17 protein-coding genes and 1 tRNA gene are annotated in these 21,626 nt (G+C 63.0%); 11 read left to right on the top strand and 7 right to left on the bottom strand.

What is annotated here, in order from left to right; all coding sequences use genetic code 11:
- The first annotated feature begins 56 nt into the window (after positions 1 to 56).
- Positions 57 to 133: transfer RNA gene (locus RBH19_RS11175), tRNA-Arg, on the top strand.
- A gap of 293 nt (positions 134 to 426) precedes the next feature.
- Here RBH19_RS11175 and RBH19_RS11180 read toward each other — a convergent pair.
- Positions 427 to 675, bottom strand: a complete 249-nt coding sequence (locus tag RBH19_RS11180; RefSeq protein ID WP_306728941.1) for a hypothetical protein — start codon at positions 673 to 675, stop codon at positions 427 to 429.
- Positions 676 to 895: 220 nt separating this feature from the next.
- Here RBH19_RS11180 and RBH19_RS11185 point away from each other — a divergent pair, with 220 nt between their 5' ends.
- The gene (locus RBH19_RS11185; RefSeq protein WP_306728942.1) at positions 896 to 2,065 is read left to right on the top strand and encodes a UbiH/UbiF/VisC/COQ6 family ubiquinone biosynthesis hydroxylase; all 1,170 of its coding nucleotides are present in this window, start codon (positions 896 to 898) and stop codon (positions 2,063 to 2,065) included.
- A 303-nt stretch (positions 2,066 to 2,368) separates the two neighbouring features.
- Here the strand turns inward: RBH19_RS11185 and RBH19_RS11190 are convergent, their stop codons facing one another.
- From RBH19_RS11190 to RBH19_RS11210, 5 genes are all read right to left on the bottom strand, one after another.
- The gene (locus RBH19_RS11190; RefSeq protein WP_306728943.1) at positions 2,369 to 2,704 is read right to left on the bottom strand and encodes a 4a-hydroxytetrahydrobiopterin dehydratase; all 336 of its coding nucleotides are present in this window, start codon (positions 2,702 to 2,704) and stop codon (positions 2,369 to 2,371) included.
- Between the two features lie 76 nt (positions 2,705 to 2,780).
- Positions 2,781 to 3,620, bottom strand: coding sequence for a phenylalanine 4-monooxygenase (gene phhA / locus RBH19_RS11195; RefSeq protein WP_306728944.1), 840 nt, complete (start codon positions 3,618 to 3,620; stop codon positions 2,781 to 2,783).
- Between the two features lie 120 nt (positions 3,621 to 3,740).
- Positions 3,741 to 4,985 carry a flavodoxin-dependent (E)-4-hydroxy-3-methylbut-2-enyl-diphosphate synthase gene (ispG, locus tag RBH19_RS11200; protein WP_306728945.1) on the bottom strand — a complete coding sequence of 415 codons (1,245 nt, stop codon included), beginning with the start codon at positions 4,983 to 4,985 and terminating at the stop codon, positions 3,741 to 3,743.
- A 225-nt stretch (positions 4,986 to 5,210) separates the two neighbouring features.
- Positions 5,211 to 6,425, bottom strand: a complete 1,215-nt coding sequence (locus tag RBH19_RS11205; RefSeq protein WP_306728946.1) for an MFS transporter — start codon at positions 6,423 to 6,425, stop codon at positions 5,211 to 5,213.
- Between the two features lie 167 nt (positions 6,426 to 6,592).
- Positions 6,593 to 8,380, bottom strand: a complete 1,788-nt coding sequence (locus RBH19_RS11210) for a DUF885 domain-containing protein (protein WP_306728947.1) — start codon at positions 8,378 to 8,380, stop codon at positions 6,593 to 6,595.
- A 281-nt stretch (positions 8,381 to 8,661) separates the two neighbouring features.
- Between RBH19_RS11210 and gcvT the strand changes: the two genes are divergently transcribed.
- From gcvT to RBH19_RS11245, 7 genes are all read left to right on the top strand, one after another.
- Positions 8,662 to 9,753: a glycine cleavage system aminomethyltransferase GcvT gene (gene gcvT, locus RBH19_RS11215; RefSeq protein ID WP_306728948.1), complete on the top strand. Its 1,092-nt coding sequence runs from the start codon at positions 8,662 to 8,664 to the stop codon at positions 9,751 to 9,753.
- A 55-nt stretch (positions 9,754 to 9,808) separates the two neighbouring features.
- On the top strand, positions 9,809 to 10,198 hold the full coding sequence (gene gcvH / locus RBH19_RS11220) for a glycine cleavage system protein GcvH (RefSeq protein WP_306728949.1): 390 nt from the start codon (positions 9,809 to 9,811) through the stop codon (positions 10,196 to 10,198).
- A gap of 250 nt (positions 10,199 to 10,448) precedes the next feature.
- Positions 10,449 to 11,822: an aminomethyl-transferring glycine dehydrogenase subunit GcvPA gene (gene gcvPA / locus RBH19_RS11225; RefSeq protein WP_306728950.1), complete on the top strand. Its 1,374-nt coding sequence runs from the start codon at positions 10,449 to 10,451 to the stop codon at positions 11,820 to 11,822.
- 38 nt (positions 11,823 to 11,860) lie between these two features.
- The gene (gene tpx, locus RBH19_RS11230; RefSeq protein ID WP_306728951.1) at positions 11,861 to 12,361 is read left to right on the top strand and encodes a thiol peroxidase; all 501 of its coding nucleotides are present in this window, start codon (positions 11,861 to 11,863) and stop codon (positions 12,359 to 12,361) included.
- An 18-nt stretch (positions 12,362 to 12,379) separates the two neighbouring features.
- Positions 12,380 to 13,888 (top strand): aminomethyl-transferring glycine dehydrogenase subunit GcvPB, encoded by a 1,509-nt coding sequence (gcvPB, locus tag RBH19_RS11235; protein ID WP_306728952.1) that lies wholly within the window; start codon positions 12,380 to 12,382, stop codon positions 13,886 to 13,888.
- Between the two features lie 129 nt (positions 13,889 to 14,017).
- Positions 14,018 to 14,956 (top strand): carbohydrate kinase family protein, encoded by a 939-nt coding sequence (locus tag RBH19_RS11240; protein WP_306728953.1) that lies wholly within the window; start codon positions 14,018 to 14,020, stop codon positions 14,954 to 14,956.
- A 26-nt stretch (positions 14,957 to 14,982) separates the two neighbouring features.
- Positions 14,983 to 17,778 (top strand): trypsin-like peptidase domain-containing protein, encoded by a 2,796-nt coding sequence (locus RBH19_RS11245; protein WP_306728954.1) that lies wholly within the window; start codon positions 14,983 to 14,985, stop codon positions 17,776 to 17,778.
- Between the two features lie 253 nt (positions 17,779 to 18,031).
- Here the strand turns inward: RBH19_RS11245 and RBH19_RS11250 are convergent, their stop codons facing one another.
- Entirely contained in the window at positions 18,032 to 19,228 is a 1,197-nt protein-coding gene (locus tag RBH19_RS11250) for a class I SAM-dependent rRNA methyltransferase (protein ID WP_306728955.1), read from the bottom strand.
- Positions 19,229 to 19,590: 362 nt separating this feature from the next.
- Between RBH19_RS11250 and lgt the strand changes: the two genes are divergently transcribed.
- Both lgt and thyA read left to right on the top strand, forming a co-directional pair.
- Positions 19,591 to 20,403 carry a prolipoprotein diacylglyceryl transferase gene (gene lgt, locus RBH19_RS11255; RefSeq protein WP_306728956.1) on the top strand — a complete coding sequence of 271 codons (813 nt, stop codon included), beginning with the start codon at positions 19,591 to 19,593 and terminating at the stop codon, positions 20,401 to 20,403.
- A complete protein-coding gene (gene thyA / locus RBH19_RS11260) occupies positions 20,400 to 21,194 on the top strand; it encodes a thymidylate synthase (RefSeq protein ID WP_306728957.1) in 795 nt (264 codons plus the stop codon). The genes lgt and thyA overlap by 4 nt, the downstream gene beginning before the upstream one ends.
- Positions 21,195 to 21,626: the final 432 nt, after the last annotated feature.

Here is a 21,626-nt window from a genome sequence, read left to right on the forward strand (position 1 = left end):
CGCGTTTTTCAGCATAATGCGCGGCTTTCCCGTCCAGGGAAAAGCGCAGAAAATCAGGGGCTGTAGCTCAGTTGGATAGAGCGTTCGGCTACGAACCGAGAGGTCGGGGGTTCGAATCCTCCCAGCCCCGCCATACAAAAACCCCCGCCGTGCAGGCGGGGGTTTTTTTATGGCTGATTGTGAAGATTATTCGAACCCCCGACCTCTCATTAAAAATGATAGCGGTTCGACAAATTTGCCGGGAGCAAATTTGGACTTTCGCCGGAGGCGGAAGGCCCCGGAGCGCAGCGGAGGGGTGAGGCCCAAGGACGGGCCGAACAATCCTCCCAGCCCCGCCATATAAAAGAACCCGCCCTCGTGGCGGGTTTTTTATTGGCCGATCAGGAAAGCGCCGATCCACCGAAAATGGGGAATCCGTCGTTTCGCCTAATGCGTCATCGGCCAGTCGCTGTCGTCCTGTTCACAGGCAATGAGGGATTCGTAGACATTGCGGTCTCTGGCGGGTACCGGCAGGCCACCGGGCAACAGCTCGTAGATGGCCGCGCTGATGGCGGCTTCGCGTGAGGTATTCTTCGAGTGGATGACCCGTTCGTAATACTCGCTGGGAATTCGTTTCTGAATGCCGAGCGCTTCGGCGGCTTCCGTGCGGATGGAGCATTTCCAGTTGCCTCGCATGACCGTCTCCTCCTTGACGTTGCGGGCCGGCAGTGGTGTCCGGCCTGGGGCATCGATGACCAGACTTTCTCAAGCATGGGATATTGAGACTAGACCTCTTTTGGCGCCTGCGCTGTAGGATAATTCTGAAAATGCGGCCCGCGATTTCATCAGCCACCTCCAATCCACGACAGTCCCTGTCGTCTGGCCTTTCCCGAAGCCGCGCAGTAGGATGCCCGGCATGAAAAAGAACCATGACATTACCGTGGTGGGTGCCGGCCCGGTCGGCGCGGCGGCCGCGCTTGGGCTGGCTCGGAAGGGCTTTTCGGTGGCGCTGGTGGACGCGCGGCCGCTGCAGGCACCGGTGGATCCGGCCGAGACCCTGGACCTGCGGGTGTTCGCTGTCTCGCGGGCCTCTCAGCGCTTGCTGACGGACCTGGGAGCCTGGGATCACATCGCCGGTGTACGGGCCAGCCCCTACCGCCACATGAGTGTCTGGGATGCTCATGGCCGGGTGGAGTTCGACGCGGCCGACGTGGCCGAGCCGGACCTGGGGCACATCATCGAGAACCGGGTCATTCAGGCGGCTCTGCATGAACGTCTCAGGGACTCGTCCGTGGATTGCTTCACCCCCGAGCGGGTGGAGCGGGTGAGCCTGGAGCCGGACGGCGCCATTCTCAGCCTGGCCGGCGCCGGTCGCCTGCGGTCGCGCCTGGTGGTGGCCGCCGACGGGGGGCAGTCGCCCCTGCGGGAGATGGCCGGCATTGGCGTAAGGCCGGTGGATCACGAGCAGATGGCGCTGGTGGCCCATATCACAAGCGAGAAGCCCCATGATGAAACGGCCCGCCAGCGATTCCTGGAGACCGGCCCGCTGGCACTGCTTCCCCTGGCGGACGGGCGCTGCTCGATTGTCTGGTCCACCACGCCGGCCGAGGCGGAGCGCCTGAAGGGGCTCGCGCCCGAGGCCTTCGGCCGGGAACTGACCCTGGCCAGCGACGGAGTCCTGGGTGAGTTGATGCCCGATACCGAGGTAGTGGCCTTCCCCCTGTGTTCCCGCCAGGCCGAGCGCTACATCGACCAGCGCCTGGTGCTGGTGGGCGATGCGGCCCATACCGTGCATCCCCTGGCGGGTCTCGGCATGAACCTGGGTCTTAAGGACGTGGCCGAACTCCTGAGCGTCATGGGCCGCGCCGTCGAGCGTGGCAATGATCCGGGTGAGCGTGCCGTCCTTCGCCGCTACGAACGCGCCCGCGCCCCCGACAACCGCTTCATGCTGCATACCCTGGATGGCATCAACCGCCTGTTCCGCAGCGACGCACCGGGAATGGACCTGCTGCGCGGCTGGGGCATGCGCCTGTTCGACCACAGCGGACCGATCAAGCGCGAGGTGATCCGGCGGGCGATGGGGTGAAAACCCTGGAACCACCGAATAGGAATCAATACATACCTCTCTAAGGCCTCGCCGTAGGCGCGGATTCATCCGCGCAATGGCTTGAATCCGGCAGGGCTCATTTGCGAGAAAGGTATCGCCGGTTTAAACCAATGGTGGATCCGTTAACAGAACGGGCGGCGAATTCGGACCATTGCGCGGATGAATCCGCGCCTACAGCGAGGCAATAGACGGGCCGTAGCCATTTCATAGTCGGCGTCTTCGGTGGTTCCAATGTTTTCGCCACAAAAAAACCCCGCCGAAGCGGGGTTTTCTCCTCACGCCTCACTTGAACAGCGCATCCACCTTGGCGGCGCAGATGAAGTCGTTGATGGACAGGCCATCGATGGCGTGGGTCTGCCAGTTGAGTTCGCAGAAGTTGAAGCCCAGTTTCACGTCCGGGTGGTGGCCTTCGGCGTTGGCGATCCAGGCCACGGCGTTCATGAAGCCCATGGTCTTGTTGAAGCCCTTGAACTTGAAGGTCTTGCGGATGGTCTTGCCGCCATCGACGATTTCCCAGCCTTCATCCAGTTCCTTTATGTGCTTTTCGGCTTCGGCCTGGTCGAAGGGCTTGACGCCGCCTTCGCAGGGGGCGCAGTGCTGTGCGGTCAAATCGGACATGGTCGGTCTCCCGTTGTTTTTGGAATCAATAAGGCCGGCCCCTACGGGGCCGGCCCCTTGAGCAGGAACTGTTGGCTTACGATGCTTCCTTGAGCAGGCGCTTGAAGCGTTCCTGCTTTTCCTCCGGCAGGTCGTCGAAGGGGAAGTTGGGCGGATGCATGCCCTTGCGCTTGGCTTCCTCCACCATCGCCATCATGTCCTGATTGGCCACTTCGAAGAGGTCATCCAGGCTGTCGATGACGAAGTAGGTGCGCTGATAGATATCAATGCGGTAGGGGGTGCGCATGCACTCCACCGGGTCGAAGGGCTTGCGCTCCGGCTCGTCGCTTTCCACCGAGTACACGGTTTCGCCGGGCGAGGACACCACACCGGCACCGTAGGTGCGCAGACCTTCTTGTGTATTGATCAGGCCGAACTCCACCGTGAACCAGTACAGGGCGGCCAGATACTTGCGATCTTCCTTGCTTGCTTCCAGGCCGGCCTTGCCATAGGCGTGGGTGAAGTCGGCGAAGCGCTTGTCGGTCAGCAGGGGGGTGTGACCGAAGATCTCGTGGAAGATGTCCGGCTCCTGCAGGTATTCCATTTCCTCGCGGGTGCGAATGAAGCTGGCCGCGGGGAACTGCTTGTCCGCCAGCAGGGCAAAGAACTTGTCGAAGTTGATCAGGGCCGGCACCGGCGCCACCGACCAGCCGGTGTGATCCATCAACACTTCGGAGACTTCCTTGCACTGGGGCACCCGGTCTTCCGGGAACTCCATGCGCTCCATGGCCTCCAGCCAGATGGGCGAGGCGCGGCCGGGCAGCACCTTCTTCTGATTCGTGATCAGCTCGTGCCAGATCTGGTTTTCCTCATCCGTGTAATGGATGTAGCCATTCTCGTCTGGGACCTTGGCTTCGTACTTCGTGCCCTTGCCCATGAGATCACCTCCCGTTGAATACCGGATCCGGCCGCCTGAGCGGGGCCGTCCTTATGAGTTCATGTTTCCCATCTTACCTGTTTGTACAGCCTGGCGCAGGGGCTCGTTCGCCACGGGCTGTCAGCCCGCTTCGCGGCGCTTATCGCTGCCCTCGCGGGGATGGTAGTGGGATTCCACATAGGCCTGCACCAGGCCCTGAAATTCCTGCGCGATGTGATCGCCCTTGAGCGTGACGGTCTTCTCGCCATCCTCGAAGACCGGCGCCACCGGGCGCTCACCGGTGCCCGGCAGGCTGATGCCGATGTTGGCATGGCGGGATTCCCCCGGGCCATTGACCACGCAGCCCATGACGGCCACCTGCATGTCTTCCACGCCTTGGTACTGCTTGCGCCAGCGCGGCATCTGCTCGCGGATCCAGGTCTCGATGTCCCGCGCCAGCTCCTGAAAGAAGGTGCTGGTGGTGCGGCCGCAGCCCGGGCAGGCCACCACCTGCGGGGTAAAGGAACGCAGGCCCATGCTCTGCAGGATTTCCTGCCCAACGATGACCTCGCGGGTGCGCGCACCACCCGGTTCCGGGGTCAGGGAAATGCGGATGGTGTCGCCGATGCCTTCCTGCAGCAGCACCGCGAGTGCCGCGGTGGACGACACGATGCCCTTGGAACCCATGCCGGCCTCGGTGAGGCCCAGGTGCAGGGGATAGTCGCAGCGATCGGCCAGCTGGCGATAGACCGTGATCAGATCCTGTACGCCGCTCATCTTGCAGGACAGGACAATCTTGTCGCCTGCCAGGCCCAGTTCCTCGGCCCGTTCGGCGCTGCCGATGGCGGACTGGATCATGGCCTCGAACATGATGTCGCGGGCTTCGCGCGGCTCGGCGGCGCGGGCGTTCTCGTCCATCAGGCGGGTGAGCAGGTCCTGGTCCAGGCTGCCCCAGTTGACGCCGATGCGCACCGGCTTGTCGTGCTCGATGGCGATTTCGATCATCTGCGCGAACTGGCTGTCCCGGCGCGAACCCTTGCCCACATTGCCCGGGTTGATGCGCAGCTTGGCCAGGGCAGCGGCGCAGTCGGGGTACTTCGTCAGGAGCTTGTGGCCGTTGAAGTGGAAATCTCCCACCAGGGGCACGTCCATGCCCATGGCCTCCAGGCGCTCGCGGATGGTGGGCACGGCCGCGGCGGCGGCCTCGTTGTTGACGGTGATGCGCACCACTTCGGAACCGGCCCGCGCCAGCTCGGCCACCTGCTTGACGGTCGCCTCGATGTCGGCCGTGTCGGTGTTGGTCATGGACTGGACCATGATGGGCGCGCCGCCGCCCACGGGGACACCGCCTACCAGGACTTGTCTTGTCTTGCGCCTTTCAATCATTGGGGGCTCCTGAAACGCAGTGCCATATTCTACCGCAGAGGCCTGGGAGGGGAGAAAGTGAACAGTGAACAGTTCCCAGTGAACAGCAGGCCGTGCCAACCGAGCGGCCTTCTGCTTTTCTGATTGATTCAGTGACTCACTGAGCGCTGGGTTGTCCGGGTTTATCCGGAGCGGCACGGGATCATTGCCTGCACGGCCGGCTGTTCACTGGGAACTGTTCACTGTTCACTTCACCAAACCCGACCGCCACCGCCGGTCGAGGGCCAACAAGGGCAAAAGAACGGCAAAAACCATCAACCCCAACCCGGGCAGCGCCCAGCCCAGCAGGCCGGTGCGGATGGCGGCGTCGATCATCAGGGCGCCGGCGATGGGGCCGAACAGGGAGGCCCAGCCGTAGGCGGCGGAGAAGGCGGCGTTGGCCTTGGGCAGGGCCTCGGAGCGAACCCGGTCGCCGATCAGCTTGAGGCAGACGGGATAGGTGCCGCCGCCGGCCAGGCCCACCACGGCGAAGCCGGCCACGGTGGCCCCGTAGCCCAGGCCCTGCCAGGCGATCCAGCCGGTGGCCGCGGAGCCGGCCAGGCCAATCAGGCCGAGGCCGGCCAGCACCCGCAGGGCGCCGATACGGTCGGCCAGGATGCCGCAAAGGGGCTGGGCCAGCACCGAGGCGATGAGCATGATGCCGACGATGTTCAGCGTCTGGCCGCGGTCGAAGCCCAGGCGATGGCCTTCCACCGGGTAGATCCCGGTCATGCCGTTGTCCAGCACGCCGAAGATCACCGCGCCGAACAGGCCCAGGGCCACCAGGCGCCAGCGCAGGTGACGCCCGCGCCGGCGGCTGGAATCGCTGGCAGGCTCGGGGCGGGGCAGGCCTTTCAGGCCCCAGCGGCAGACCGGGGCGACGATCACCGCCAGCAGGCCGACCAGGGCGAAGCACCACAGGCCAAACCAGGCGTAGGCCGGGGCCGAGAGCAGCACGCCGCCGCCATAGCCCAGCCCCAGCACGGTGCCGTAGGCAGCCATGGCCCGCCCCCGTTGCCAGGGCTGGACCCCGCGCAGCAGGGCGGTTTCGGCGGCGATGAAGGTAAAGGCCGCCGCCAGGCCGAGCAGGAAACGCACCGGGAACAGCAGGTGCTCATGCCAGAACAGGGCCAGGCCCAGCGCGGAAAAGCACAGGCCCTGCAGCAGAATCCCGGCCAGGGTGATCCAGCGCGGGCCCAGGCGGGCCACCAGAGTGCCGGCAAAGGGGCTGAGCAGGGCGATTGCCAGTGACAGGGTAGCCGATACCGCCCCGGTGTAATACTCGGAGAAACCCCGCTCCTCCAGAATCGAGGCCACCAGCGGTGCGCTGGCCCCGAAACTGACACCCACCAGGCCCATGGCGATGATCAGGGCCAGGACGGCGCGGGTGTTGAGGGCTTGGGTATCGTCGCGGGGTTGCATGGTCCAGTGAACAGTTCCCAGTTCCCAGTGAACAGCAGGGCCGCGGTTACTGCTGGGCCCTGCCACGTTGTTGATGCAATGCCGGCTGCCTGCCAGATAAGTAGTAGTGACTGTCAGGAAACAGCGGGCCGATCAGCTGGCACGGCCCGCTGTTCACTGGGAACTGTTCACTGGGAACTTTTTTCCTTGATCCATTCATCCACCACCTGCTCCAGCACATCCAGGGGGATGGCGCCGTTGAGCAGCACGGTGTCGTGGAAATAGCGGATGTCGAAATCCTCGCCCAGGGCTTCCTCGGCGCGTTCGCGCAGTTCGCGGATCTTGAGCTCGCCGATCTTGTAGGCCAGAGCCTGGCCCGGCCAGGCGATGTAGCGGTCGATCTCGTTGATGATGTCGTGCTCGGCCCGGGCGGCGTTGCTCATGAAGAAGTCGATGGCTTCATCACGGGTCCAGTCCATGACGTGCAGGCCGGTGTCCACCACCAGACGCACGGCCCGCCACATTTCATAGGTCAGCTGGCCGAATTCGTCATAGAGGGTTTCGTACACGCCCATCTCGTGGGCCAGCCACTCGGTGTACAGGGCCCAGCCTTCGACGAAGGCGGTCGCGCCGCCGTAGCGACGGAAGTTGGGCAGACCCTCGATTTCCTGGGCCAGGGCAATCTGGAAGTGATGGCCCGGCACCGCCTCATGCACGCTCAGGGCCGGGATTTCCCAGATCGGCCGGGTGTCCGGCCGGTAGAGATTGACGTAGTAGAAGCCGGCCCGGGTGCCGTCCGCCGCCGGGCGCGAGTAGTAAGCGGTGGTGGTGTCCGGGGCAATGGCATCCGGAATGGGCGTCACGCCGTAGGGCATGCGCGGCATGGTGTTGAAGAAGGGCGGCAGCAGCCCGTCAATGCGCTTGGATTCCGCCCGGTAGTGCTGGAGCAGATCATCGGGGTCTTCGTAATAGAACTTCTCGTCCGTGCGCAGATAGTGCAGGAAGTCATCGAAGTCGCCATCGAAATCCAGTTTCTCGATGATCGTATACATCTCGCCGCGAATGCGCTCGACCTCACTCAGGCCGATCTCGTGGATTTCCTCCGGGCTGAGATCGGTGGTGGTGAAGTGGCGGGCGCGCCAGCTGTAATAGCGCTCGCCATCCGGGAAGTGGCGGGCACCCAGGGTTTCCCGCGCACCGGGCAGGTACTCCTCGGTGAAGAAGGTGTAGAAACGCTCATAGGCCGGCAGCACCACTTCGTTGATGGCCTCGCGGGCAGCGGCGCGCAGGCGTTCCTGCTCGTCCTCGCTGATGCGGCCGGGCATGTCACGGAAGGGGGCGTAGAAGCCGCTGTCCTCCGGATCGTCCACCCGCTGGGCGTCGATCTGCGGCGGGATGCGCTGGGCAATTACGTGCGGCAGGGTCCAGCCGGTCTCGATGCCGCGCCTGAGGAGCGCGATGGTCTGATCCATGTAGCCATCGAAGGTCTCCAGACGGGTGATCCAGTCCTCGAAGTCCGACACCCGCTCCTGGGGAATGCGGCTGGCGGTGTCGTCGGCGTTCTGGATGCCGCCCCGCTGGTTCAGGGTGATCAGGTGGCTGTCGAAATCATGTCCTTCGATGCGGGTCTCGTAGTCGGTGCGGAAGAGGTCGTAGTTGAGCTGTTCTTCGGCCGGCAGCAGGGAGCGGTCGATGGCATCAAGCCGCTCGATCACTTCCCGTTCCGCGGCCTGCCGGGCCGCACGGGCCTCCTCGCTGAGATCCGGCCACTGGTCATTCCAGCGCCGATCCCCCTGGGCGGAGGCGTAGGTCGGGCTCTCACGCAGGGCGCGCTCCCACTCATCGTCGAACAGCTGGTGCAGGGCGGCGACCGCGTCGGCGGCCTGGCGCTCGTGCTCGCTGACACCGTCATTCTCGGCGCAGGCGGCCAGCAGGCCCAGCAGTAGCAGCGTGGTCAGGCTTCGCATCATCTTCATCGATTGCAGACTCCTCAGGGTTCTCGTCGGTGCCCACCGGCGTGCTGGCGGGCGGCTCGCTACACTCCCCCGGATTGGGCACGATTCCCCTCGCGGCGCCAATCCCGACAGCGCCTGAGCTTAGCACGAGCGAGCATGTTGGGATTGGTGCCAACAGGCGCCTTCCGGTATGATTGCGCACCTTGGCCCGGCCACTCACGGCCCCTGTTTCCGTCCGGTGCAGGACCGCCCCGGAACGCTTTCCGAGACCCGATTCAATTACGAACACACGAAGGATCTCCATGGGCAAGAAAACCCCACTTCATCAACAGCATGTCGACCTCGGCGCCCGCATGGTGGATTTCGGCGGCTGGGACATGCCGGTGAACTACGGCTCCCAGATCGAGGAGCACCACAGCGTTCGCAAGGAGGCTGGTGTGTTTGATGTTTCCCACATGACGGTGGTGGACATCGAAGGCGAGAGCGCCCGCGAGTTCCTGCGTACCCTGCTGGCCAACGACATCGCCAAGCTCAAGGCTCCCGGTCGGGCCCTGTACGGCTGCATGCTCAATGAGCAGGGTGGCATCATCGATGATCTGATCACCTACTGGCGGGAAGAGAATCGTTATCGCCTGGTGGTCAATGCCGCCACCTGCGAGCGCGACCTGGAATGGATCACCGAGCAGGTGAAGGGCACCGAAGGCGTCACCGTGAGCGAGCGCGAGGAGCTTGCCATGCTGGCCATTCAGGGGCCGGCCGCCCGCGAGCGCGCCGCGGCGCTGCTGCCGGCCGAGCACCGGGACGCGGCCCTGGCCCTGAAACCCTTTGCCTGCGGTGATTTCGGCGATATCTTCGTGGCCAGAACCGGCTACACGGGCGAGGACGGTTTCGAGGTGGTGCTGCCGGCCGAGCGCGCTGCTGACTGGTGGCAGGGCCTGATGGATGCCGGTGTCGGCCCCATTGGCCTTGGTGCCCGCGATACCCTGCGCCTGGAGGCCGGGCTGAACCTTTACGGCAATGACATGGATGAACACATCACGCCGCTGGAAGCCGGCCTGGCCTGGACGGTGGCCTGGGAGCCGGAGGATCGGGATTTCATCGGCCGCAAGGCGCTGGTGGCGCAGAAGGAAGCCGGCCCCCGTTACAAGTTCGTGGGCTTGATCCTGGAAGGTCGTGGCGTGTTGCGCGCCCATCAGCCCGTGCACAGCGAGGCGGGTGAAGGTGAGACCACCAGCGGCAGTTTCTCGCCCACGCTGGAGCGTTCCATCGGTCTGGCCCGCGTACCCGTGGATTGTGGCGAGCAGGTGGAAGTGGAGATTCGAAACCGCAAGGTGCCGGCCCGCGTCGTGCGGCCGCCCTTTGTCCGACAGGGCGAGATCAAGGTCGCCCTCTGACACGACGGCTCCGGTCGTCACTCTTGCATCCTTATCGAAAAAGGGAGACAGGCAAATGAGCAATGTGCCCGCGGAACTCAAGTACACCAAAAGCCACGAATGGGTACGGCTGGAAGATGATGGCAGCGTGACCGTCGGTATTACTGATCACGCCCAGGCCGCCCTGGGGGATCTGGTCTACGTGGAAGCCCCGGAAGTCGGTCAGAGCTTCGGCGCCGGCGATGCCTGCGCGGTGGTGGAATCGGTCAAGGCCGCCTCTGACATCTACAGCCCGGTGGCCGGTGAAATCATCGAGGCCCATGATGTGCTGGCCGATGAACCCGAGCACGTGAACGAAGACCCCTATGGCGAAGGCTGGCTCTTCAAGCTGCAGCCGGAAAACGCCGATGACCTGGGCGATCTCCTGGACGCCGCCGGCTACCAGAAGGTCATCGACGAAGAGTAAAGGAACCGCTGATGGGCACTCTGGCGTATTCAGTTGGCATTCAGCAACGCTGCTTCTGCGTTGCGGCCCTTGCCCGTAGCGCTGCTACTGTGCTGCGGACCGCGCCTTGAATCAGCGCCGCTGAATGCCAACTGAAAGCCCCAGCGCACCCATCAGCGGTTCCAGCAATGGAAGCCCACCAGCGGGTTACTACTGTGGTTTCTGAGTGGGTTCGGTTTTTTTTCTTTCATTTGAGAACTGGATAACGGCGATGCCTTTCATTCCCCATACCGAGAACGAGGTCAAGGAAATGCTCGACGCCATTGGCGTTGACAGCATTGAGACCCTGTTCGATGAAATCCCCGCCAACCTGCGCATTCACGATCTACCGGGTGTGCCGGACTCGCTGAGCGAGATGGCCATCAGCCGCCTCATGCATGAGCGGGCCGGGCGTGACGGGCAGCCTGCCTGCTACATCGGTGCCGGTGCCTACGAGCACCACATTCCGGCGGCGGTATGGGAAATCACCACCCGTGGCGAGTATTACACCGCCTATACGCCCTACCAGGCCGAGGCCAGCCAGGGCACCCTGCAACTGATCTACGAATATCAGTCCATGATGACCCAGCTGACCGGCATGGAGGTCTCCAATGCCTCCCTGTACGACGGGGCCTCGGGTCTCGCGGAAGCCTGCCTGATGGCCGTGCGGGCCAATCGCAAGTCCAAGTCCCGCCGCATTCTCATGCCCACGGCCGTGCATCCGCTCTACCGGGAAGTGACCCATGCCATCGCCGGCAGCCAGAAGCTCGATTTCCAGGATGTGCCTTACTGCGCCGAATCCGGCACCACCCTGCTGGATGGCTACAAGCGCTTCGAGGGCGAGGACATCACCGCCGTGGTCATTCCCCAGCCCAACTTCTTCGGCAAGCTGGAAGAAGTGAACGCCATCACCGACTGGGCCCATGCCCAGGGCGCGCTGGTCATCGGTGTGGTCAACCCCACCAGCCTGGCCATCATCGAGCCCCCGGGCAACTGGGGTGAGCAGGGTGCCGACATCGTGGTGGGTGAGGGTCAGCCCCTGGGTGTGCCCCTGTCCTCCGGCGGTCCTTATTTTGGCCTGCTCTGCTGCAAGCAGAAGCATGTGCGCCAGATGCCGGGTCGCATCGTGGGTCGTACCGTGGATGAAGAGGGCAAGGAAGGTTTTGCCCTCACCCTGCAGCCCCGTGAGCAGCATATTCGCCGTTCCAAGGCCACCTCCAACATCTGCACCAACCAGGGCCTGATGGTGACGGCGGCTACCATCTACATGGCGCTGCTGGGGGCCGAAGGCCTGGCCCGCGTGGCGGCCACCAGTCACCAGCGCACCCGCCAGCTGGTGGAGGCCCTGTGCGAGCTGGACGGCATCGAGCCGGTCTTCGACGGCCCCTTCTTCCATGAAGCCGCCATCCGCCTGGATCGGCCGGCCGAGAAGGTACTGGCCGCCCTGGCCGAGCGTGACATTCTCGGTGGTCTGTCGCTGAAGGACTGGTACCCGGAACTGGGCGAGACGGTGCTGCTGTGCGCCACCGAAACCAAGACCGAGGACGACATCCGCGCCTACCGCGATGCCATGAGTGAAGTGCTGGCATCGGTGAAGGCCGCCTGATTTCTCCGCAAGCGAAACAAGACCAAGGAGGCAGTGGCATGGCGACGATTACTCTGCAGGGCAAGGAAATTCATACCATCGGTGATGTACCGGCGGTAGGGAGTGCGGCACCCGATTTCAGGCTGGTCGCCGGTGATTTTTCCGATCGTAGCCTGAAGGATTTTGCCGGCAAGAAGAAGGTGCTGAACATCTTCATCAGTCTCGCCACGGGTATCTGCGCGGAATCAACACGCAAATTCAACCAGTTTGCCTCCGAGCATCCGGATACGGTCATGTTGATGATCTCCGGTGATTTGCCCTTTGCCTCCGGTCAGTTCTGCAAGGACGAGGGCCTGGATAATGTCATTACCCTGTCGATGATGCGCAACAAGGATTTCGGTCGGGATTATGGTGTGCTGATGACGGATGGCCCCAGTGAAGGCCTGACAGCTCGTGCTGTCGTGGTTCTGGATGAAAACGACAAGGTTCTGCATGCCGAACTGGTGCCGGAAATCGCCCAGGAACCGGATTACGAAGCGGCCCTGAAAGCATTGGGCTGAGCACTGTCTTGAAACATCATGGCCAGTGCCCGGCATTGGCCTGTCAATGAGAACTGGAAGCAGACGACTATGCTGATTTTCGAACATGCCCGTCAGGGGCGCCGCGCCTACGCCCAGGCCCCCGCCGAGAAGCCGGCCATTGATGACATTCCGGAACAGTTCCGCCGCAAGGAGGCCCCGGAGCTGCCGGCGGTGTCCGAGCTGCAGGTGGTGCGTCACTACACCCGTCTGTCCCAGAAGAACTTCTCCATTGACACAAACTTCTATCCCCTGGGTTCCTGCACCATGAAGTACAACCCGAGGGCCTGTAACACCCTGGCCATGCTGCCGGGCTTCCTGGCTCGTCATCCCCTGGGGCCGGAAGGTCACGGCCAGGGTTTCCTGGAATGCATGCATGATCTTCAAGGTATTCTGCAGGAAGTCACGGGCATGGCCGGTGTCTCGCTGACGCCCATGGCGGGTGCCCAGGGCGAGTTCGCCGGGGTGGCCATGATCAAGGCCTATCATGAGTCTCGTGGTGATCATGAGCGTGACGAAATCATCGTCCCCGATGCTGCCCATGGCACCAATCCGGCCACGGCGGTGATGTGTGGCTGCAAGGTGCGGGAGATCCCCACCGGAAAGGACGGCGACGTGGACCTGGATGCCCTGCGTGAAGTGGTGGGGCCGAAGACCGCCGGCATCATGCTCACCAACCCCAGCACCGTGGGTGTTTTCGATCGCAAGATCGAGGAAATGTCGAAGATCGTCCACGAGGCCGGTGGCCTGCTTTACTACGATGGCGCCAACCTCAATGCCATTCTCGGCAAGGTGCGCCCGGGCGACATGGGCTTCGATGTCATCCACATGAATCTGCACAAGACCTTCTCGACCCCCCATGGTGGTGGTGGCCCGGGCAGCGGCGCCATTGGTGTCTCCAAGCGCCTGAAACCCTTCATGCCCGGTCCCATCGTCATGAAGGACGGTGAAGCTTTCCGCTGGAGCAACAAGGACGAGCTGCCCAACAGCATTGGTCGTCTGTCCGCTTTCATGGGCAATGCCGGTGTGCTGCTGCGGGCCTACATCTATGCTCGCCTGCTGGGCCGCTCCGGCATGCAGCGGGTGGGTGAGTACGCCACCCTGAACGCCAATTACCTGATGGTGAAGCTGCGTGAAGCCGGTTTCGATCTGGCTTATCCGGAACGCCGCGCCAGTCACGAGTTCATCGTGACCCTCAAGCGCCAGGCCAAGGAAACGGGCGTGATCGCCACCGACTATGCCAAGCGCCTGCTGGACTTCGGTTTCCATGCGCCGACCATGTACTTCCCCCTGCTGGTGCCCGAGTGTCTGCTCATCGAGCCCACTGAAAGTGAAGCCAAGGAAGAGCTGGACGGCTTCGTGGCGGCCATGACCGCCATCAAGCGTGAGGCCGAGACCGAGCCCCAGACCGTGAAGGGTGCCCCCTACACCTTGCCGGTGAAGCGTCTGGATGACGTCAAGGCGGCCAAGGAACTGGATCTGGCATGGCGGAAGGCCAACGCGGCCTGAACACGGCCCCATCTGAAACATCATTCGCGCCGGGGCGCGGGGTTGCCGGGAATGAGTGCATGACCCGGTGATCTCGCGCCCCGCTTGTTTGCAACAGCCCATTTCGAAAATTAAATCGGGAGATATGCAATGACGGCTCTGGTCTGTGGTTCCTACGCCTACGACACCATCATGGTCTTCGACGGTCGCTTCAAGGATCAGATCATGCCCGACCGGGTTCACATGTTGAACGTGGCTTTCCTCGTGCCGCGCCTGCGCCGGGAGTTCGGTGGCACGGCCGGCAACATTGCCTACAACCTGAAGCTGTTGGGGGGGGATGGTATTCCAATGGCTACCGTGGGTGAGACGGATTTTCTCCCCTATGAAGGCTGGCTGGAAGAGCAGGGCATTGACGATCGATATGTGCGTCGCGTGCCCGGTGAGTATACCGCTCAGGCCTACATTACCACTGACATGGATGACAACCAGATCACCGCCTTTCACCCCGGTGCCATGAACCAATCCCACAGCCAGGCGGTGCCTGCCGATGCCGGCATTACTCTGGGCGTGATTGCCCCGGATGGTCGCGACGGCATGCTACAGCACGCCGAGCAGTTTGCCGAAGCCGGCATTCCCTTTCTCTTTGACCCCGGCCAGGGCCTGCCCATGTTCAATGGCGAGGAACTGCTGGCTTTCGTCGACAAGGCCAAATGGGTGGCAGTGAACGATTACGAGGCCGGAATGCTCGAAGATCGTACGGGCCTTGATCGTGACGCCCTGGCCGAGCGGGTGGAGGCGCTGATCATTACCCGTGGTGCCGAGGGGTCCCTGATCCTGGCCAATGGCGAAACCCACGAAGTGGAGGCCGTGAAACCCGAGGCGGTCAACGACCCCACCGGCTGTGGCGATGCCTATCGCGCCGGGCTGCTGTTTGGCCTGATGAACGAGTTTGACTGGCTGACCACCGGACGCGTGGCCTCCTTGATGGGCTCGATAAAGGTGGCGGAACATGGAACGCAGAATCATCGCTTCGACCGGGATGAATTCCGTGCCCGCTTCCGCAAGGCATTTGGCTACGACTTTGGATGAACCGCTTGAGACCGGACAGGTGATGCATGCAGGCTGACATTCGCAGTTCTTCTTCCGTGTTTCTGGTACTGGCCCTGGTGACGGGGCTATTGCCGGCCACGGCGGCGGCGGACTGGGCCCAGACCCTGGAGCGGATTTCCTCCGGTGTGGTTCAGATCCGCGTGGATGCCCCTCGGCCTTTCGATACCGAGTGGGAGAACAGCACCGAGGCCACCGGCTTCGTGGTGGATGCGGAACGCGGCATCATCCTGACCAACCGTCATGTGGTGTACCCGGGGCCTGTGGTGGCCGAGGCGGTGTTTCAGAACTCCGAGGAGGTGGACCTGGTGCCCCTCTATCGCGATCCGGTGCATGACTTCGGTTTCTTCCAGTACGACCCCGGCAAGCTCCGCCATATCGAGCCGGTCAGCATTCCCCTGGTACCGGATGCGGCACGGGTGGGTGAGGAAATCCGCGTCGTCGGCAATGATGCGGGCGAACGCCTGTCCATTCTTTCCGGAACCCTGGCGCGCCTGGACCGGGAAGCCCCCAACTATGGCCGAGGCCGCTACAACGACTTCAACACGTTCTATTTCCAGGCCGCTTCCGGGACCAGCGGAGGCTCTTCCGGGTCACCGGTGATCGACCGGGAAGGGCGGGCAATCGCCCTCAACGCCGGTGGGCGCATCGATGCCAGTTCCAGCTATTTTCTGCCGCTGGATCGGGCCATTCGTGTGCTCGAGAAGTTGCGTAATGGCGAGAACGTGACACGGGGTACCTTGCAGACCACCTTCGTCAGGCAGTCCTTTGATGAACTGCGCCGTCTGGGACTGGATGAGGCGATGGAAAGCGCCGTTCGCATGAATTTTCCGGATCAGACCGGCATGTTGGTAGTGGATCAGGTGGTACCCGAAGGGCCGGCCCATGAAAGACTCCGTCCCGGCGATATTCTCCTGCGCATCGACGGCCGTCTGGTGACCCGATTCGTGCCCCTGGCAGAGATTCTGGATGAGCGGGTGGGGGAAACCCTGGCATTGGATATCCGGCGAGGCGAAGAGGAGATTCGGGTCGAATTGACCGTGGGCGATCTCAAGGCCATTACGCCGACGCGCTACGCCGAAGTCGGCGGTGCCGTTGTCAATCCGCTTTCCTACCAGCAGGCCCGCCACTTCAATCGCGCCCCGGGCGGTGTCTATGTCGCGTCGCCGGGCTTCATGTTCGGGCGCGCCGGGGTGCCTCGTGGCTCCATCATCCGGTCTGTCGGGGGCCAGCGAGTGGATACCCTGGACGATTTCCGGGCCGCCTTCGAGGCCCAGCCGGACGGCGCACGCGTGCCCGTGCGCTACACCCGCCTGGATGAGCCGCGTCGGGAAGTGCTGGCCACCATGAACGTGGATCGCACCTGGTTCCCGGCCCGACTCTGCAGCCTGGACAGTGCCACCGGCCAGTGGCCGTGCGAGGACTTTGCCGAGCCGCCGGAGAATCGAGCGTTCCAGGCCGGAACGGTTCGATTCGGCGACTACGGTGATGCGCGTGCCCAGCGTCTGTCGCGCTCCCTGGTCTGGGTCGAGTTCGATATGCCGTTCCGCGTCGAAGGCATGGACGGGGTGGGTTTCACCGGCACCGGCGTGGTGGTGGACGCCCGGGAAGGCCTGGTGCTGGTGGATCGTGCGGCGGTGCCCAGCCGCATGGGTGACCTGCGCCTGACCTTCGCCAGTTCCCTGGAGGTGCCGGGCGAAGTGGTCTTCCTGCATCCGCTGAACAATCTGGCGCTGATCCAGTATGACCCGGCCCTGCTGGTGGGTAGCGACGTGCGCTCGGCCACTTTCAATCCGCGGCGGCCACAGCCCGGTGATGAGCTCTGGGTGGTGGGGCATCGCCCCGATCAGAGTCTGGTCGCCCGCCGCACCGAGGCCGGTAGCATCGAGCCCCTGCGCCTGTCCCTGTCCTCCAGTTTCCGTTTCCGGGATGTGAATATCGATACCCTGTCCGTGGCCAATCCGCCCTCGGATGTGGGGGGTGTGCTGGCGGATCGCCACGGCCGTGTGCTGGCCCTGTGGGCCAATTACGGCAAGCAGGGGGCGCGTGGCGAAGCCTTCAAGGGGATTCCCGCCGATGTGATTCAGCATTCCCTGGCGCATGGTCGCAATGGCGAGGGGCTGCGATCCCTGGAAGTGGAGTTCCTGCTCATGCCCATGTCCAGCGCCCGCAAGCTGGGCCTGCCCGACAACTGGGCCAGCCGCCTTGCTGAACTGGAAGAGCGCCCCCGCGGGGTCCTGTCCGTGGAGCGCATCGTGGCCGGCGCACCGGCCGAGGATCGGCTGGAATCCGGTGACCTGCTGCTGGCGGTGGATGGGCGTGCGGTCAACGATTTCCACGCCCTGAACCAGGCCAGTCAGGCCGAAATCGTGCCCCTGACCGTGCTGCGGGACGGTGAGGTGCTGGAGCTGGAAGTACCCACCGTGCACCTGGACGGGCGCGGCATCGAGCGCATCGTGCAGTGGGCCGGCGCCACCCTGCATGAGCCACACCGGGCCATGGCCGCCCAGAGGGGCATTCCGCGGCGCGGCGTCTTCGTCTCCAATTTCAGCTACGGTTCACCGGCCAGCCGCCATGGCCTCAATCCGGGCCGCCGCATCATCGAAGTGGACGGTAAAACGGTCACGGATCTGGATGAATTCCTCGCCGCCGTGGCTGATCGCGAACACCGCAGCCCGGTGCGCCTGCGCCTGGAAGACTGGGACGGCAGCACTTCCGTCACGACCCTCAAGCTGGACAAGTACTTCTGGCCCACCAGCGAAATCAACCGCGACGACGGCCGCTGGCGCCGCATTCAGCACTGAAAACCGGGGAATGCGCCGCGAAATGGACGCGAAATACACGCAAAATCAAAAAAATGGTCACAGATGGACACAGATGAACACGGATGTTGTGGCCGTGCCAGACCGAAGGTCGCTAGCAAGCAATAGAGTTCGTCGATTGCCGGAACACTGTCCTGGAGCCACCTAACCCCAATCTGTGTCCATCTGTGTTTATCTGTGGCTATTCAATTATTTCGCGTTCATTTTGCGTGCATCTCGCGGCGCTTTCCCCGCCTTACCAGCTCGGCAGGACTCGGAAGAAGGCGGTCTTGAGGTAGGCGGTTTCGGGGATGGCCGGGTGAATGGGGTGATCCGGGCCCTGGCCGCCGATTTCCAGCAGCTGGGCGGCACGGTCCACGTGGCGGGCTGAGGCCTGGACGGTGCGAATGAGTTCGTCCCGGGGCATATGGGCCGAGCAGGAGGCCGAGACCAGGATGCCGTCCTTGGCCAGCACCTGCAGGGCGGCCTGGTTGAGTTGGCGGTAGGCCTTCTTTCCCTGCTTGATGTCCTTGCGGCGCTTGATCAGGGCGGGCGGGTCGCACACGATGACGTCGAACTTCTCGCCGTTCTGGCGCAGCTCCTTCAGCACCGCCATCACATCCCCTTCCAGGGTATTGACCGAGAGCCCGTTCAGTTCCGCATTGCGCTGAATGCCGGCGATGGCCGCCTCGGAGCTGTCTACGCAGAGTACCTCATCGGCCCCGGCATGAGCGGCGCGCAGGCCCCAGGCGCCAAGGTAGCTGTACAGGTCGAGGACGCGGGCGCCCTTGTCGACATAGGCGGGCAGGCGTTCCCGCAGGGGGCGCTGGTCGAAGAACCAGCCGGTCTTCTGGCCACCCAGGGGGTCAAGGCTGAAGCGGAGGCCGGCTTCCTCGATCTCCACCAGGCCGTCCAGTGCGCCGAATACGGTCTCCGGCGACTCCACCGGCAGGTTCTCCAGTTTTCGTACCGGGTTGTCGTTGCGGCTGACGATGGCCGAGGGCTGATACAGCTCCTCGATGGCCTGGTACACCTCGTCCCGGCGCACGTCCATGCCGGCGGTGCTCGCCTGCACGGCATAGACATCGCCAAAGCGCTCCACCACCAGGCCGGGCAGGCCATCCGCCTCGCCAAAGACCAGGCGGCAGGCGCCCTCGCCGTAGAGCTTCTTGCGCAGGCCGTGGGCGATATTCAGGCGATGCTTGATCAGGGACTTGTCCAGTTCCACATCGGTCTGGCGGCTGATCATGCGACCGCCGATCAGGGAGTGGGGATTTACATAGGCGGTGCCCATGGGCTTGCCGCCCTGGGCCAGCACGTTCACCAGCTGGCCCGGCTCGAAATCCGTCAGCCGGCAGGCCTCACTGTCGATCTCATTGCTGAAGATCCAGGCATGCCCCGCCCGAAGCCGCCGATCCTCATTCTTCTTCAGACGCAGTTCCGCATGGCCCATGGTCATCTCCCGCCGGGTGAAAGGCCGGCAATTCTAACACCCACGGGAAATGCGCCGCGAAATGGACGCGAAATACACGCAAAATTAAAAAAGCCACAGATGGACACAGATGAACACGGATGTTTTGGCCGTTCCAGGCCGAGGGTCTCTGGCACGCAATAGAGTTCGTCGCCTGCCGGAATACTGCCCTGAAGCCACCCGAACCCAATCTGTGTCCATCTGTGTTCATCTGTGGCTAATCAATCATTTAGCGTTCATTTTGCGTCCATTTCGCGGCGCTTTTAATCACCGGTTCTCAGGCCGGGCCGGTATCCGGTAATATACCGGCACCCCAGACCCGCCGGACTCAAGGGAGACCCCGCATGCATTACCCGGATATCGACCCGGTTGCCATTGAACTCGGGCCGATGGCCATTCACTGGTATGGCCTGATGTATGTCTTCGGGGTGGTGGGCGCCTGGTGGCTGCTGAGCCGTCGCCTGCGGCGGCCGGATGTGGGCTGGACCTCCAATGACCTGGCGGATCTGATCTTCTATGGGGTGCTGGGCATCATCATTGGCGGCCGTTTGGGTTACATCCTGTTCTACAACCTGGGCGCCTACATCGACGACCCCTCCCTGATTCTGCGCATCTGGCAGGGCGGGATGAGTTTCCATGGGGGGCTGCTGGGCGTCCTGGTGGCCTGCTGGCTGTACGGCCGCCGCTACCAGCGCCAGTTCTTCGATATTACCGATTTCATCGCCCCCGTGGTGCCCATCGGCCTGGGTCTGGGGCGGATCGGAAATTTCATCAACAGCGAGCTCTGGGGCAAGCCCACCGACGGGCCCTTCGGCATGATCGTCCATGGCGTGGCACGTCATCCCTCTCAGCTGTATCAGGCCGCTCTGGAGGGCCTGGTGCTGTTCGTGGTGCTCTTCTGGCTGTCCTCCCGCCCCCAGCCACGAATGCTGATTTCCGGCCTGTTTGCTCTGCTGTACGGCGTCTTCCGCTTCCTGGTGGAATTCGTTCGCATGCCGGACGAGCACATCGGCTACCTGGCCTGGGACTGGCTCACCATGGGGCAGGTGCTGTCCCTGCCGCTGATTCTGGTGGGCATTGCCCTGATCTATTTCTCACAGCGCCAGCGGGTGTACCCACCGAGCAAGGCGGATCGCAACATCGAGAGTGAATCATGAAGGCTTATCTGGATCTCATGCGCCATGTGCGTGAGCATGGTCAGCGCAAGGAAGACCGCACCGGCACCGGCACCCTGAGCGTGTTCGGTCATCAGATGCGTTTCAACCTGGCCGACGGTTTCCCGGCCGTGACCACCAAGAAGCTGCATTTTCGTTCCATCATTCATGAACTGCTGTGGTTCCTCAGTGGCGATACCAATATTCGCTACCTGCAGGAAAACAATGTCCGCATCTGGAACGAGTGGGCGGACGAGCAGGGTGACCTTGGGCCGGTGTATGGCTACCAGTGGCGTTCCTGGCCCACGGCGGACGGGCAGAGTATCGATCAGATCAGCCAGGTGATGGAGCAGCTTCGCCGTACCCCCGACTCCCGACGCATGATCGTCTCCGCCTGGAACGTAGGCCAGCTGGATCAGATGGCGCTGGCCCCCTGTCACGCCTTCTTCCAGTTCTATGTGGCCGACGGCAGGCTGTCCTGCCAGCTCTATCAGCGCAGTGCCGATATCTTTCTCGGCCTGCCCTTCAATATCGCCTCCTATTCCATCCTGGTTCACATGATGGCCCAGCAGCTGGATCTGGATGTGGGTGACTTCATCTGGACCGGTGGCGACTGCCACCTTTACCTTAACCACCTGGAACAGGCGGACGAACAGCTGAGCCGTCAGCCCCGCCCTCTGCCAAGTCTGCATATCGCTCGGCGGCCTGACAGCCTGTTCGATTATCGCTTCGAAGACTTCGAAATCCGTGATTACGATCCCCATCCGCACATCAAGGCGCCGGTAGCCGTCTGAGGGAACTTTGTCAGAGCCGGTGAGTCTCTTGTTGACAGGTGGCGCGGGCTTCGTATAATGCCGCCGGTCTTCAAGTGAAAGGAGGAACCCCCAGTTGGACGTTAGCAGTAGATGCCCGATCACGGGCAGGACAAGCTGAAGCCGCGAGGCCGTCTCACTGGAACTCCTTCCTGCTGACCGCTTCGCAGCTTCGCTGTGAAGCGGTCTAGCGTGAATCCCATCGCGAATCACTGCCGGCCTTCTGCCGGCCTCGCCAGATTCATCGCCAGCCCGTTTCTCTCAATGCAAACAGGTCTGCAAAGGCCAGGTTCGGCTCGTGTTCCTGAAATGGAAACACGATGCTGTTAGCCTGTATGCCATTGCGCTGATGTCTGTCAGCACTGTTTGCTCTGCTGTGCCTGTCGGTTATCGGGAAGTCGGTACCCTTTGAAA

Source organism: Natronospira bacteriovora (assembly GCF_030848495.1).
Taxonomy (GTDB): domain Bacteria; phylum Pseudomonadota; class Gammaproteobacteria; order Natronospirales; family Natronospiraceae; genus Natronospira; species Natronospira bacteriovora.